Source organism: Corallococcus sp. EGB (assembly GCF_019968905.1).
In the GTDB taxonomy this organism is placed as follows: domain Bacteria; phylum Myxococcota; class Myxococcia; order Myxococcales; family Myxococcaceae; genus Corallococcus.
Genome location: NZ_CP079946.1, coordinates 4316281 through 4330471 on the forward strand (window position 1 = coordinate 4316281; position 14191 = coordinate 4330471).

A 14191-nucleotide genomic window follows, 5' to 3' on the forward strand; every position below is an offset into this window, starting at 1 on the left:
GAAATCGTGGCTTTCCTGGTGTTGCTCGGCACCCACCGCCTGCCGGGAGGACGCGGGCGCGCTAGAGTCGCGCCGCGCAGAGGTGGGACATGGATCAGGGACAGGACGGGACGGGGAACGCGTTGGCGGTGCCGGCGGCGCAGCCTCCGTTGGAGCCCCGGGCTCCGGACGTGGGGCCGGTGAAGACGGTGGCGGGCGGCGTGCCCGCGGTGCTGAGCGCGCTCAAGCACGTGCTGGGGGAGGCGGGCCCGTTTCGCGGCGGCAAGCTCATCTGGAAGATCAACCAGGACGACGGCTTCGACTGTCCGGGGTGTGCGTGGCCGGACCCGGCGCACCGCTCCGTGCAGGAGTACTGCGAGAACGGCGCGAAGGCGGTGGCGGAGGAGGGCACGCGCGAGCGCGTGACGCCGGAGTTCTTCCGTGAGTGGAGCGTGGCGCGGCTCGCGGAGCAGTCCGACCTGTGGCTGGGCAAGGCGGGGCGGCTCACGCACCCCATGGTGCTGCGCGAGGGCGCGACGCACTACGCGCCCCTCTCCTGGGATGACGCCTTCGCGCTGGTGGCGGAGGAGCTGAACGCGCTGGGCTCTCCGGACGAGGCGGCCTTCTACACGTCCGGCCGCACGAGCAACGAGGCCGCGTTCCTCTACCAGCTGTTCGTGCGGCAGTTCGGCACCAACAACCTGCCGGACTGCTCGAACATGTGCCACGAGTCCAGCGGCACGGGCCTGTCGGAGACAATCGGCATCGGCAAGGGCACGGTGACGCTGGAGGACTTCGACCACGCGCAGGCCATCTTCGTCATCGGGCAGAACCCGGGCACCAACCACCCGCGCATGCTGACGGCGCTCCAGGCCGCCGCTCGCAGGGGGTGTGAGATCGTCAGCGTCAACCCGCTGCCGGAGACGGGGCTCAACCGCTTCAAGCACCCGCAGGAGGTGCTGCACCTGTTCGGCCCGGGCACGGCGCTCAACAAGCTGTTCCTCCAGGTGCGCATCAACGGCGACGTGGCGCTCCTGCAGGGGCTGGGCAAGGCGCTGCTGGACCGCGAGGCGAGGGCGCCCGGCACGGTGGTGGACCGGGCCTTCGTCGAGGGCAAGACGACGGGCTTCGACGCGTACGCGGCGCACCTGGCCACGGTGTCGTGGGACGACGTGGTGGAGCAGAGCGGGGTGCCGCGCGATCAGCTTGAAGCGGCGGCGGACATCCTCGCGCGCTCCGAGCGCACCATCTTCTGCTGGGCCATGGGGCTCACGCAGCACAAGAACGCGGTGGGCAACATCCAGGAGATCGTGAACCTCACGCTCCTGCGCGGAAGCATCGGCAAGCGGGGCGCGGGCGTGTGCCCGGTGCGCGGTCACAGCAACGTGCAGGGCGACCGCACCATGGGCGTCTGGGAGCACGCGAGGCCGGAGTTCATGGACGCGCTGGCGCGGGAGTTCGGCTTCGCGCCGCCGCGCCACACCGGCCTGGACACGGTGGGCACGATCCAGGCGATGCACGACGGGCGCGTGAAGGTGCTCTTCGCCATGGGCGGCAACTTCCTGTCGGCGACGCCGGACACGGAGCTCACCGCGCGGGCGCTCCGCCGTGCGCGGCTCACGGTCCACGTGTCCACGAAGCTCAACCGCGCGCACCTGGTGCATGGACGGCGCGCGCTGATCCTCCCGTGCCTGGGGCGCACGGAGCACGACGTGCAGGCCGCGGGGCGGCAGTTCGTCACGGTGGAGGACTCGATGGGGATGGTGCACGCGTCGCGCGGCGCCGTGGCCCCCGCGTCCGAGCACCTGCTCAGCGAGCCCGTCATCGTGGCCCGGCTGGCGCAGGCGGTGTTGGGGGCGCGCTCGAAGGTGCCGTGGCTGACGCTGGTGGAGGACTACGACCGGGTGCGCGAGCTGATCCAACGCTGCATCCCGGGCTTCGAGGACTTCAACCGCCGCGTGCACCAGCCCGGCGGGTTCGCGCTGCCCAACGGCCCGCGCGAGGGCCGCTTCACGACGAAGGACGGCAAGGCGCACTTCACGGTGCACGAGATGCCGCGCCACCGGCTGGAGCCCGGGCAGTTGATGATGATGACGCTGCGCTCGCATGATCAGTACAACACCACCGTGTACGGGCTGGACGACCGCTACCGGGGCATCCGCCAGGGGCGGCGCGTGGTGTTCCTGCACCCGGAGGACATCCAGGCGCGCGGGCTGACGGCGGGGCAGAAGGTGGACATCACCAGCCACTTCCAGGGTGAGACGCGGGTGGCGCGCGAGTTCCTGGTGGTGCCGTACAACATCCCGCGCCAGTGCGCGGCCACCTACTTCCCGGAAGCGAACGTGCTGGTGCCGGTGGACAGCTTCGCGGACAAGAGCCGCACGCCCACGTCGAAGTCCGTGATCATCACCGTGGCCCCCAGTCCCGAGGCCACCGCCCTGGTGCCCGCCAGCGCCCCGAGGGCCGGGTGAGCCTCGTGTGGTCCCAGGCGATGGGCTCCGCTCCCATGCTCCAGGGCATGGGGGGCTTGCGCCCACGTGCCATTCGCGTGAGCCTCTCGAGGTCCCATGCAGCCGTCGGTTGAACCCTCCTGGCCAGAGCCGCTCCTGGCGCTCCACGCTCGCGTCGCCGCCACGGCGCCGCGAGAGGCCGCGGCGTCGAGCGCGGAGTGGCGCGAGGACTTCGCCCGCTGGGTGCGCGGCGCTTCGCTGGAGGAGCGCACACGCGCCCAGGCCGCCGCGTGGGAACGGCTGTCCCCGGGTGAGCGCACACCGTCCGAGCTCCTCTTCCTGCTGTCCACCCTCAGCGAGCTGCTCTGGCCGTATGAAGAGCCGCGCCTGGGGCTCTTGAAGCAGTTGCTCGCGCGACGGGACGCCGCGGTGACGGCGCTCCGGGAAGCGGGGGACCCGGAGAACGCCGACCGCATCCATCGTGAGTCCACCGTCACCATCTCCACGGTGCTCACGCGCTTCCTCAAGCGCCACCCGGAGGCGCTGTCGACGCTGGTGCGCGAGGTGCCCTGCACCTACGACGGCCGCGCGCTGCGCTTCCAGGACGCGGTGGAGGTGGACCTCAAGTACGTCATGGGCACGGGCGCGAAGTCGGTGGACCTCCTGGAGCAGCTGCGCTCGCTGCTCCCCGACACGCGCGACGGTGGCCGCGACAAGCTCACCGACTTCATCCGCACGCGCGCGGCCCGCATTCCATGGCGTGAAGCCAGTGAAGTGCTGGGCGAGCGCCTCTTCGCGCTGGCCACGTCGCCGGATGGCCGCAGCGGCATGCGCGGCTTCCTCGCGTGCTACCCCAACGGGCGCAAGGAGCCGGACTGGTGCTCGCGCGCGGGGCTCCTGCTGGCGCGCACCGTGGAGGTGGGTGGACCGCCCGCGGTGGTGGAGAACCTCTGCGACCTGCTCACGCTCTTCGACGCGCCCCCGGTGGACGGGCTGCGCGGCGCCCTGGGCGCGCTCGTGCAGAGCGACTTCGAGACGGCCGCGGACCTGGGCCACGCGCGCTTCGTGCTCGACCACTGCCAGGGCACGATGCGCAAGAGCGAGCCCGCGCTGGCGCTCACGCTGCTGTGGCTGGAGGAGCGCCTGTTCCGCGCCTCCGTGCGGCGCGGCGTGCCGGAGGCGTTCGAGCGGCGCACCCGGGCTCGCGCGAAGCTGGAGTCGCTGTCCGGCTTCATGCATCTGGTGTGGCTGGCGGAGGAGTGCGCGGAGATGTGGCCGCGCTTCCGCACGCCCGCGCGCCCCGGGTTGGACGGACTCGTCGCGTGGCGCGCGGAGGTCGCGCGGCGCATGGGCAACAAGCCCGTGCTTCGCAAGGCCGCCATCGAGTTCCTCCTGTGGTGCGCGCCGGACGAGGCCTCGTCGGAGGCGGAGCTGGCCACGCTGACGCTGGTGCGCACGGCCACGGACCGGCGGCTGGTGCGCCGCATGCTGGAGCACCCGTCGCCTCGGGCCCGCTTCCGTGCACGCGCGCTTCAGTCCTTCCTCCAGGCCGGAGCGGGGCAGGGCGCTGCTCCCGTCGAGCCCTCCGAGCCCGCGACGCTGACCGGCTCCCTGCGCCACCTGCACGCGACGCGCTCGGTGCACGTGGGCGGCCGCACGTGGCTGCGCGATCGCGACCTGGAGGACCTGCTGGTGGGCGCGGTGGGGCGCGTGGAGGCGGAGACCGCCCAGCAGCATCCGCGCCGCTTCCGCGAGGAGACGCCGGCGCTGATCGCGGGGATGCTCGACGGCCTGCGGTCGGAATGGGAGCGCGCGCAGGCGGACCTGGGTTCGCTGGTGTCATCGCCGCTGTCGTTGGCCATGGCGGTGCACCGCCATCCTGAAGCTCCGCCGGACGCCGCGTCCGACATCGCCTTCGTCGTGTCGGTGGAGCGCGAGGGATTCGTGCGCACCCGCCGCGTCGTCCGCGCGCAGGTGGCGAAGCTGGAGCAGCGTGGGGAAGGGCAGTGGTTGCCCACGTTCCGCCTGGGCCGTGAGCGCCTGGACGCGCTGCTCTCCCGCACCGAGGCTGCCTTCTGCCTCTTCCTGGTGCCCGCCTTCGTGCGTCCGGAGCTGTGGGTGATGCCGGCCCGCCTGGCCCGTGCGTTGATGGAGGCCCAGGGCGCCCTGTCCGGCGTGCCCCGCGAGGCCGCGCAGGGCGCGTCCCGGCCCCTGGCGCAGTGGCTGGTGTACGACGTGCTGGGCCTGTGGGTGGGCGACGAGCGCCCCGACGTCATCGACGCCTCCCGCGAGGGAGAGGCCGCCGCCGGCTTCGTGGTGGACGTCACCGTGCGCTGAGCCCGCGGAAATGCCCCCGGGAATTGTCCGGGAATATCCAGAAGCCCCGGCGTAAAGGCGGATGAGGGGTGCTGGAACATTCCCGGGAGGGGTCCCGGGTCACAGGTCCAACCGTCGGCTGACGGGATGGCATGCCTCCACGCGCGCGTCGTCGCCGTGTCTCCAGGAAAGCGAGAGGCATTCGTCATGAAGACTTCGTTGCGAGCGGCGTGGGCCCTGCTGGGCCTGGCCGCCACGGCCGCGTTGGGGGCGTGTGGTGAAGGCGCCGGAATGAACGCCGAGCACCGGCTCGTGTCGTCCTCCGGCGAGCCCGTCCTCGCCCAACAGACGTCGGCGTTGTCGGACACGCTGGAGCAGTACGCGGCCAAGTGCGACGCGGCCATCGGTGCGACGGTGCCGGACTTCAACTGCGAGCTGGGCACGCTCGTGCCCACGACGAACCACGTCAACGGCAAGTGCGACCGGCCCAACCGGCTCAACGAGCAGTGCGATCCGGGCAGCCGCTTCCAGGTGCTGAAGGACACGGCGGACGTGTCCATCGTCGCGCACTGCCGCAAGCAGGGGAACGCGGCGAACTACTACGGCGACATCGCCGTCATCCAGACGAACAAGAAGAACGGTGCCACCTGCTTCTACCAGGCGCTGGGCACGCTCTATGGCGCGGACGTGAAGGCGCCCTCCAAGGGCACGGGCGCGTGGAGCTGGAAGACGCCCGCGGACACCGCGGCCATCCGCTGCGTGCGCTGCCATGACAACGGGGCCATCATCCGCTCGCCATACCTGACGCAGCTGACGGGCGTGAACAAGCTGCCGGGCGCGGGCGACTACGGCTTCAACCACGACCAGCCCTACCGCTTCATCGGCGCGGACTTCGCGACGTGGAAGGCCTACAAGGTCGAGGTCGCCGGCAACGTGTGCCTGGGCTGCCACCGCATGGGCACCAACAACCAGCTGGGCTACGACGACGGCGTCGCGCTGGACCTGGGCATCCGCGCCACCGCGACGTCGGAGGTGGCGAAGAACCCGCACTCGCCCGCGTCGCCCATCTGGATGACGCCGGGCGCCACGTACTACGACGCGGACAACGCGGCCGCCGCGGCAGCCATCCGCGCGTGCGCGCTGCGCCGCAACGAGGTGCCGCTGCCCAACACCTCCACCTGCCGCATCACCCAATACACGGACGTGGGCGTCCCCAACCTCCCGGGCACCTTCACCGCGGTGTGGGAGCCGGGCACGCAGCCGGAGATCCAGGCCTACGCCCGCACCTACGCGGAGTACCGCGAGAAGTATGATCAGCTCTGGTCGCAGGGCTGGCGGTTGCACACGCTGCAGCCGTACGTGGTGGGGACGCAGGTGCTCTACAACGCCGTCTGGCGCCCGAGCACCGAGGGGGAGATCCAGCTCTACGGTGCCACGTACACCGCCTTCCGCGCGAAGTATGACGAGCTGTGGCCGCAGGGCTGGCGCCTGAAGCTGCTCCAGCCGTACGTGGTGAACGGTCAGACGTACTACACGGCCGTCTGGCGCCCGAGCACCGAAGGGGAGATCCAGCTCTATGGCGCCGCGTATGCGTCGTACCGCTCGACGTACGACTCGCTGTGGCCGCAGGGCTGGCGTCTGAAGCTGCTCCAGCCATACGTGGTGAACGGTCAGACGTTCTACACGGCTGTGTGGCGCCCCAGCACCGAGGGCGAGGTGCAGGTGTACGGCGTCACGTACGCGTCCTACCGCGCGACGTATGACTCGCTGTGGCCGCAGGGCTGGCGCCTGAAGCTGCTGGAGCCCTTCGTCGTGAACGGGCAGACGCTCTACACGGCGGTCTGGCGCCCGAGCACCGCGAGCGAGACCCAGCGGTATGACTCGGACTACAGTAGCTACCGCGAGCGCTACGACGAGCTGTGGCCGCAGGGCTGGCGCCTGAAGATCCTCCGCGCCTACTGAGCGCGGGCCACCATCCATCACGGGTTCCGGGGGGGGACCGTTTCCTCAATGAACATACCGAGCGAGAAGTTCGCCGTGCCGCGTTTCCACTGCGAGATGAAGTCGGAGCAGAAGGGGGCGCGCGCACGGGCTCCGGATGAACGTCCGGGGACGTACGTGGACGGGGTCCGGTTTCGCCAATCCCGGGCCCGGGGACGCGGAGACTCCACCGGGGCATATCCGCCCGTGCGCCACGACGCGCGGGACGTGTCGATGCCACCCGAGCCGTTGGACCGCGACGAGGCCCAGCGGGCGCTCCGGATTCAGGGGGAGCCAGGGCCCTCGGAAGCGGTGCGGATGCCCGTGCCGGAGCGGGCGACCTTCGGCGAACTGGTCGCCACCTCCGCCGCGGCGCGGGCCAGCTTCGAGCGCATGGCGTGCGCGGCGGCATGCAACGCCACGGTGCTGCTGGAAGGGGAGACGGGCACCGGCAAGAGCCGCGCGGCGCAAGCCATCCACCGCGCCGGAGCCCGGGCGAACGCGCCGTTCCTCGTCGTGGACTGCGGCGCGCTTCCCGCCAACCTCCTGGAGAGCGAGCTGTTCGGCCACGAGAAGGGAGCGTTCACCGGCGCCATCCAGCGCCGCGTGGGCGCCTTCGAGGAGGCCGACGGAGGCACCATCTTCCTCGACGAGGTCGGCGAGCTCCCCGCGGAGCTCCAGCCGAAGCTGCTGCGCGTGCTGGAGAACCGGGAGATCCGCCGCCTGGGCACCAACACGTACCAGCCGGTCAACGTGCGCGTCATCGCGGCCACGCACCGCGACCTGCGCGCGGAAGTCGAGGCGGGCCGCTTCCGCGCGGATCTGTTCTTCCGCCTCGCCGTGGTGGGCATCCCGCTGCCGTCACTGCGTGAGCGCACGGAGGACATCCCGCTCATCGTGGAGCGCATCCTCGCGGGGCTGGACGCCACGCCGGACCAGCTTGAGAAGCTCACCACGCCGGACTTCCTGGCGCGGCTCCAGCGCGCCCCCTGGCCGGGCAACGTGCGCGAGCTGCGCAACCACCTGGAGCGCTGCCTCGTCTTCCAGAGCGCGCTGCCGCCCTCGGTGTCCGATGACGCGAGCCGCATGCCCCCTGTCGCGCCCCGCGCGGTGGACGCCACGTTGACGTACGCGGAGTCGCGCCGCCGCGCGCTGGAGTCCTTCGAGCGCGACTACGTCGAAGCGCTCCTCAAGCTGCACGGAGGCAGGGTGTCCCAGGCCGCCGCCGCGGCGGACATGGACCGCGTCTACCTGTACCGGCTCCTGCGCAGGCACGGGCTCAGAAGCTGACGCGGAGCCTCCCGCACAAATCCCGCGCGCGGCGGCACCGGGTGTCGGAGAATCCGCCGCATGTCCGCTCCCATCCTCGACCTGCACACGCTCCCGTCGATGCCAGCCACGCTGCTGCGCGCGGCCAATCCCTTCGGGAAGTCCCGGGGCGCCACCTCGCTGCCCGCCCTGACGCTGCGGGCCCATGGCTGCCGCGCGTCGCCCGCGCTGTTGGAGCGCTACCGGACCGCGTGTGGCTTCGACACCGATGGCTTCCTGCCGCTCACATATCCGCAGGTGCTGGCGACACCGCTGCACATGCAACTGCTGGGGCTGCCCGGCTTCCCGTACTCCGCGATGGGCATGGTGCACGTGCGCAACTGCATCCAGCAGCACCGCCGCATCCCGGACACCGCCGCGCTCACGGTCGCCTGCCGCTTCGAAGCCCGGCGTGAAGTGCTCGCGGGCCACGAGTTCGATATCGAGACGCGCATCGAATCCCAGGAGACCGGCGAGCTGCTCTGGCAGGCCGTCAGCACCATGCTCCGCCGCCACGCCGCCCGGAAGGAGAAGGACGGGGCGCGCAAGGCTCCTCCGCCGGAGGACATGCGCTTCGCGTCCAGCCGCCCCGCGCCCTGGAGCATCCCCGCGGACACCGGGCGCCGCTACGCCCGGGCCTCCGGCGACTTCAACCCCATCCACCTCACCGCCGTCACCGCGAAGCCCTTCGGCTTCCCGCGCGCCATCGCGCACGGCATGTGGACGCTCGCGCGCTGCGTGGCGGAGCTGGGCGAAGCGGCCCACGTGGACCCGCTCCGCCTGGACTGCGACTTCAAGAAGCCCCTCCTCCTGCCGTCGCGCGTGACGTTCCAGACGGCTCGCGAGTCCGGGGGCGTGGCGTTCCGCGTGCTGTCGGAGGAGGGGAAGCCGCACCTCGTGGGGCGGCTGGGCTGACAACGGCGGGCGGGGCGCGCCGGCGGGCCGGGGAGGGGCCCGCCAGGCGCGTCAGTCACTCAGCTCCGGCAAATCCGGCAGGCTGTCCGGATCCAACTTCATCAGGGCGCACAGCCGGCTCAGCGTGGGGATGGTGGGGACCATCACCCCTCGCTCGACGCGGGCCAGCACTTCCACGCCCAGTTCCAGATGCTCGGCGACCTCCTCCATGGAGAGCCCCGCCTGCTGCCGCGCTGCCTTCAGCGCGGCGCCAAGCGCCTCGGCCCGCTCTCTCCGACTCTGTGTCATCCCCCGAGCATGGCGCCATCCGGCCCGCGCGTCACTTGAATCCCACACGCCCCCCACAAGGACGGTGGCCCGGCCGGGAAGCGCCTCCGCGGGACGTGAAGTCCCCAACAGCCTGCTTCCCCCAGGGTCCGGGCCGCCGCCATGTCCCCCGCGCGCCCCCGCCGCTGCCCTGGACGCCGGGGCCGGGTGGGGTGGCCACGCGTCCCGGCCATGCGCACGCTCCTGGCCAGGAGGGGCCTTGCGCATTGGCGCCGGGCAGGGGCTGTGTTACGCCGCCGCACCCTGCCTTCCATCTTTGGGACCCCAATCGAGGAGAAGTAAATGACCCGTCGTCACGTGCGAGTCGTCGGCGCGATGCTCCAGAACGAGATGGGTCGCTACCTCATCACCCAGCGTCCTCCCACCGCGTCGCTGCCCCTGCTCTGGGAGTTCCCGGGCGGCCGCGTGGAGGAGGGGGAGCACGACGCGGCGGCGCTCGCCCGCGAGCTCCACGAGGAGATGGGGGTCCACATCGAGGTGCTCGAGCAGGTCATGCACACCCGCCACGAGTACCCCACCTACGACATCGACTTCCGGGTGTTCCGCTGCCGCCTGAGCCACCCGGACGCGGAGATCCACCACCTGCGCGTGCACGATCACCGCTGGGTCGCGCTGGAGGAGATGGGCCAGTACCGCTTCCCCGACGCGGATGCGAAGACGCTGGCCCGGCTGCTGGACCTGGACCACTGACCGTGCGCTCCCCCCTGCGTCTGTTCGCCGTCGCGGGCCTCCTTTTGTCCACCGCCTGCTCCGGCACCCGCCCCACGCCCACCGCCTCCCGGGCCCCGGCCGCCGGCATGCAGCAGGTGCCCGCCACGGGGCTGGAGGGATGCCTGCTCTACGCGGATGGCCGCCAGACGGGCACCGTGCCCCGCCAGGCGCCGGAGCTGTCCGGCCTGGCCGCCAGCGAGCGCCACCCGGGCATCTTCTGGGGACACAACGACTCCAACAACCCCTTCGAGCTGTTCGCCCTGGACGAGACGGGCGCGGTGAAGGCCACGCTGACGCTCACCGGCGCGGATCCCCGCGACATCGAGGACGTGGCCGTGGGGCCGTGCGCGCCGGGCCACAAGGACAGCTGCATCTTCCTGGCGGACACCGGCGACAACTTCGAGCGCCGCAAGGAGGTGCGCCTCTTCCGGCTGCCGGAGCCCGGCTCCGTCGCCAACGCCACGCTCCCGGTGGAGACGCTGCCCTTCACCTATGAGGACGGCGCCCACGACGCCGAGTCCCTGATCATCGACGCCCGCACCGGGCAGGTGGGCATCCTCACCAAGACGCGCGCGTCGCTGGGCGACCTGTACTCGGTGGAGGGGCTGAAGCCCGGGGCCACCGGCAAGGCGCGCAAGCTGGGCACCCTGCGCGTGCCGGACGACGTGGACCGCCTGTCCACCGCCGCCGCGCTGCATCCCTCCGGCGAGCGCCTGCTGGTGCGCACGTACACCCGCGTGTGGGAGCTGCGCCGCCCGGACGCGAAGCGGCTGGAGGACTTCGTCCACGCGCAGGTGGTGGAGGTGCCGGGCGCCAGCCAGGCCCAGGCGGAGGCCGTGACGTACCTCCAGGATGGCCGCGGCTACCTGTTGGGCAGTGAGTTCGCGGGCGAGCCCCTGGTTCGCGTGGACTGCCGCTGACCGGACAGTCCCGACCTCGTTCGTCGTCATCCGATCACGCCCTGCGGTTGACGGCTTGGCGGAGGTGACCATCTTTGGCCGGCTGAGGGAACCGTCACACGACATGGTGTCGGTGTGTACGGGGGAGGGGGAGGGCGAGCGTGCCGACGATGAAGCCACAGGACCTGCCGCCGGGGATGGGCCCGCGCGGAAAGAAGAGCGACAAGCCAACACCCACGAAAGGTGGGTTCAAGTTCGGCTCACCACTGGGCTACATCCTCCTGCTCGTCCTGGGGTTCCTGCTGTTCCGGAACGTGTTTCAGGACGCGGGCGTGCGCCGCGTGTCGTACAGCCAGCTGCGCGACGCGGTGGAGAACAACCAGTTCAGCCGCGTGCAGATCTCCAACGAGTGGGTGAAGGGCTTCCTCAAGGACAACGCCCAGCCTCCTCCCGGGGAGCGCGGCACGCTGCGCAGCGAGCCCAGCGCCCTGCCGTGGATGGCCTACCGCGTCCCGGGTGACGAGAGCCTGGTGCCGCTGCTGGAGCAGAAGGGCGTCCAGTTCGAGGCCGTCCCGCAGTCCAGCTTCAGCGAGGTCTTGTGGATCTGGCTCATTCCCATGGGCCTGCTCATCCTCTTCTGGAGCTTCATGATGCGCCGGATGTCTGGCGGCATGGGCCAGGGCCCGCAGAGCGTCATGTCCTTTGGCAAGACGCGCGCGAAGGTGCAGGCGGAGTCCGACACCGGCGTGGGCTTCAAGGACGTGGCCGGCGTGGATGAGGCCGTGGAAGAGCTCCGTGAGATCGTGGAGTTCCTCAAGACGCCGGAGAAGTTCCGCCGCCTGGGCGGCCGCATCCCCAAGGGCGTGCTGCTCGTGGGACCTCCGGGCACGGGCAAGACGCTCCTGGCGCGGGCCGTGGCCGGCGAGGCGGGCGTGCCCTTCTTCAACCTCTCCGGTTCGGAGTTCGTGGAGATGTTCGTGGGCGTCGGCGCGGCCCGCGTCCGCGACCTCTTCGCCCAGGCCACGGCCAAGGCGCCGTGCATCATCTTCATCGACGAGCTGGACGCCATCGGCAAGAGCCGCAACTCGGGCGTGGCCGGCGGCCATGACGAGCGCGAGCAGACGCTCAACCAGCTGCTCGCGGAGATGGACGGCTTCGACAGCCGCGCGGGCCTCATCATCCTGGCGGCGACGAACCGCCCGGAGATCCTCGACAGCGCGCTGATGCGCCCGGGCCGCTTCGACCGGCAGGTGCTGGTGGACCGCCCGGACAAGCGCGGCCGCGAGCGGGTGCTGGAGATCCACGCGAAGGGCGTGAAGCTGGCCGCGGACGTGGACCTCAAGCAGCTGGCCTCCCGCACCCCGGGCTTCGCCGGCGCGGACCTGGCCAACGTCGTGAACGAGGCGGCGCTGCTCGCCGCGCGCAAGAACCGCGACGCGGTGATGAAGGCGGACTTCGACGAGGCCATCGAGCGCGTGGTGGCGGGCCTGGAGAAGAAGAACCGCCGCATGAACGAGCGCGAGAAGGAGATCGTCGCGCACCACGAGGCGGGCCACGCGGTGGTGGGCTGGATGCTGCCCTACGCCGAGCGGGTGACGAAGGTGTCCATCATCCCGCGCGGCCTGGCGGCCCTGGGCTACACCATGTCGCTGCCGCTCGAGGACCGCTACCTCATGTCCTTCGACGAGCTGCGCGACAAGATGGCGGGCATGATGGGCGGCCGCGCGGCGGAGGAGATCTTCATCGGCGAGGTGTCCACCGGCGCGTCCAACGACATCAAGCAGGCGACGGAGATCGCCAAGCTGATGGTCCGCGACTACGGCATGAGCACGCTGGGGCCGGTGGCGCTGAGCGGTGAGCAGGGGCCGGGCTTCCTGAGGTCCGCGGGCCTGCCGGAGTCGCGCAGCTACTCCGAGCAGACGGCGCGGATGATTGACGAAGAGGTCCGCAAGATGGTCTCCGAGGCGCTGGACCGCGCGCGGGAGCTGCTCCACACCCACCGCGAGAAGGTGGAGGCCCTGGCGGCGCGGCTGTTGGCCACGGAGGTCATCGAGGAGGAGGCGATGATCACCATCCTGGGGCCCAAGGTGCAGGCGCAGCGCGGCCTGCTCCACCCGGAGGCGCGCACGGTCATCTCCGCCCACCCGGTGGGGAGCACGGAGACCGAACCGCCCGTGCCGCCCACGCAGCACGCGGAAGGCAAGCTCGACTCATAGCGCGTGCCTGCCTGCCCTCCGGGCAGACGTTCGCCCACCGGATCCACCGCCAGCCTGCGGTGGCCGGTGGGCGAAATTACCTTCCTGCGACAAGGAGGCGTCGCCGTGGAGAACCGGATTGGAAAGAGCTACGTCGCGCGCAAAGCGCTGTTCGCCAAGGGCCTGAAGGACGGCCGGCTCACGGTGCAGGAGATCGAGGAGGCGCTCCCCGCGGGGACGCTGACGGCCGCCGAGCGGTGGCTCCTCTACTACTCCCTTCGCGCCGCTCAGGTGGAGATCATCGATGAGGTGACCGGGCAGGTGGATCACGGCTTCATGGCGGAAGCGCCGCCAGCGGCCCCATCCAACCATTAGGCGCGTTGACAGCCCCGTCCTCGCGGTTAGGTTCGCGCCACTCAACGAGGTTCGTTTCTTCCAACCCCTGGCGCAGGTTCGACAATGGACGGCAATCCCCGCAGCGACGAAACCCCGGAGACGCAGGCTCCTACCGAGACGGAGGTGGAGGCTGCTGCCGGCACGCAGCCCGAGCCCGCCCAGGACGGTGAGGTGGCGCGGCTCCAGGCGGAGCTGGAGGCGGCGCGCCGTCGGGTGAACGAGCTGGCGCGGGGGCTCCAGGACCTCACCAAGGACCGCGAGGAGTTCAAGCAGCGCATCACCCGGGAACGGGAGCGCATGCTGGACGTGGAGCGCGGCAACGTGGCCCGCACGCTGCTGGAGGCCATTGACGAGCTGGACCTGGCGCTGGCCGCCAGCCACCAGGACACGTCACCCCTGGCGCAGGGCGTGCGGATGATCCGCGAAAGCCTGCTGTCCAAGGCCCAGGCCACCGGCATCGAGCGCCTCCAGGTGTTGGGCCGCCCCTTTGATCCGAACGTGGCCGAGGCGGCGGACATGGAGGTCACCCCGGTGCAGGGAGACGACCAGAAGGTGGTCGCCGAGTTCCGCGCGGGCTACCGCCTGAAGGACCGCATCATCCGCCCCGCCCGGGTGAAGGTGGCCCGGTACGTGGCCCCGGCCCAGGCCTGAAGTCCCCCCTCGCGCCCCCGCCCGTGGCAGGGGCGTGGACGGGGAAGGGCGCAGGACGCCCATG

At 71.2% G+C, this 14191-nt stretch carries 11 protein-coding genes; 10 read left to right on the forward strand and 1 reads right to left on the reverse strand.

The window, feature by feature from the left end:
* Positions 1 to 89: 89 nt before the first annotated feature.
* From KYK13_RS18225 to KYK13_RS18245, 5 genes are all read left to right on the forward strand, one after another.
* Positions 90 to 2450, forward strand: coding sequence for an FdhF/YdeP family oxidoreductase (locus tag KYK13_RS18225; protein ID WP_223645950.1), 2361 nt, complete (start codon positions 90 to 92; stop codon positions 2448 to 2450).
* 96 nt (positions 2451 to 2546) lie between these two features.
* Positions 2547 to 4766, forward strand: coding sequence for a hypothetical protein (locus KYK13_RS18230; RefSeq protein WP_223645952.1), 2220 nt, complete (start codon positions 2547 to 2549; stop codon positions 4764 to 4766).
* 186 nt (positions 4767 to 4952) lie between these two features.
* Positions 4953 to 6707: a hypothetical protein gene (locus KYK13_RS18235; protein WP_223645953.1), complete on the forward strand. Its 1755-nt coding sequence runs from the start codon at positions 4953 to 4955 to the stop codon at positions 6705 to 6707.
* A 48-nt stretch (positions 6708 to 6755) separates the two neighbouring features.
* Positions 6756 to 8015, forward strand: coding sequence for a sigma-54-dependent Fis family transcriptional regulator (locus KYK13_RS18240; protein ID WP_223645954.1), 1260 nt, complete (start codon positions 6756 to 6758; stop codon positions 8013 to 8015).
* A gap of 60 nt (positions 8016 to 8075) precedes the next feature.
* Positions 8076 to 8948 carry a MaoC family dehydratase gene (locus tag KYK13_RS18245; RefSeq protein WP_223645955.1) on the forward strand — a complete coding sequence of 291 codons (873 nt, stop codon included), beginning with the start codon at positions 8076 to 8078 and terminating at the stop codon, positions 8946 to 8948.
* Between the two features lie 51 nt (positions 8949 to 8999).
* Here KYK13_RS18245 and KYK13_RS18250 read toward each other — a convergent pair whose 3' ends face one another.
* The gene (locus tag KYK13_RS18250; protein ID WP_043321491.1) at positions 9000 to 9236 is read right to left on the reverse strand and encodes a helix-turn-helix domain-containing protein; all 237 of its coding nucleotides are present in this window, start codon (positions 9234 to 9236) and stop codon (positions 9000 to 9002) included.
* 321 nt (positions 9237 to 9557) lie between these two features.
* On the opposite strand from KYK13_RS18250, the gene KYK13_RS18255 reads away from it, so the two are divergent.
* From KYK13_RS18255 to KYK13_RS18275, 5 genes are all read left to right on the forward strand, one after another.
* Positions 9558 to 9965, forward strand: a complete 408-nt coding sequence (locus tag KYK13_RS18255) for a (deoxy)nucleoside triphosphate pyrophosphohydrolase (RefSeq protein ID WP_223645956.1) — start codon at positions 9558 to 9560, stop codon at positions 9963 to 9965.
* Positions 9966 to 10072: 107 nt separating this feature from the next.
* Positions 10073 to 10906: a hypothetical protein gene (locus KYK13_RS18260; protein WP_223646648.1), complete on the forward strand. Its 834-nt coding sequence runs from the start codon at positions 10073 to 10075 to the stop codon at positions 10904 to 10906.
* A 149-nt stretch (positions 10907 to 11055) separates the two neighbouring features.
* Positions 11056 to 13101, forward strand: coding sequence for an ATP-dependent zinc metalloprotease FtsH (ftsH, locus tag KYK13_RS18265; protein ID WP_370645424.1), 2046 nt, complete (start codon positions 11056 to 11058; stop codon positions 13099 to 13101).
* A 105-nt stretch (positions 13102 to 13206) separates the two neighbouring features.
* Positions 13207 to 13455, forward strand: a complete 249-nt coding sequence (locus KYK13_RS18270; RefSeq protein WP_120574329.1) for an RNA polymerase sigma factor region1.1 domain-containing protein — start codon at positions 13207 to 13209, stop codon at positions 13453 to 13455.
* Between the two features lie 84 nt (positions 13456 to 13539).
* Entirely contained in the window at positions 13540 to 14127 is a 588-nt protein-coding gene (locus tag KYK13_RS18275; RefSeq protein WP_223645957.1) for a nucleotide exchange factor GrpE, read from the forward strand.
* Positions 14128 to 14191: the final 64 nt, after the last annotated feature.

Bases quoted from the DNA above. Each gene is read 5' to 3' on its own strand.
- KYK13_RS18225 (WP_223645950.1), top strand. From the start codon at position 90: ATGGATCAGGGACAGGACGGGACGGGGAACGCGTTGGCGGTGCCGGCG.
- KYK13_RS18230 (WP_223645952.1), top strand. From the start codon at position 2,547: ATGCAGCCGTCGGTTGAACCCTCCTGGCCAGAGCCGCTCCTGGCGCTC.
- KYK13_RS18235 (WP_223645953.1), top strand. From the start codon at position 4,953: ATGAAGACTTCGTTGCGAGCGGCGTGGGCCCTGCTGGGCCTGGCCGCC.
- KYK13_RS18240 (WP_223645954.1), top strand. From the start codon at position 6,756: ATGAACATACCGAGCGAGAAGTTCGCCGTGCCGCGTTTCCACTGCGAG.
- KYK13_RS18245 (WP_223645955.1), top strand. From the start codon at position 8,076: ATGTCCGCTCCCATCCTCGACCTGCACACGCTCCCGTCGATGCCAGCC.
- KYK13_RS18250 (WP_043321491.1), bottom strand. From the start codon at position 9,236: ATGACACAGAGTCGGAGAGAGCGGGCCGAGGCGCTTGGCGCCGCGCTG.
- KYK13_RS18255 (WP_223645956.1), top strand. From the start codon at position 9,558: ATGACCCGTCGTCACGTGCGAGTCGTCGGCGCGATGCTCCAGAACGAG.
- KYK13_RS18260 (WP_223646648.1), top strand. From the start codon at position 10,073: ATGCAGCAGGTGCCCGCCACGGGGCTGGAGGGATGCCTGCTCTACGCG.
- ftsH (WP_370645424.1), top strand. From the start codon at position 11,056: ATGAAGCCACAGGACCTGCCGCCGGGGATGGGCCCGCGCGGAAAGAAG.
- KYK13_RS18275 (WP_223645957.1), top strand. From the start codon at position 13,540: ATGGACGGCAATCCCCGCAGCGACGAAACCCCGGAGACGCAGGCTCCT.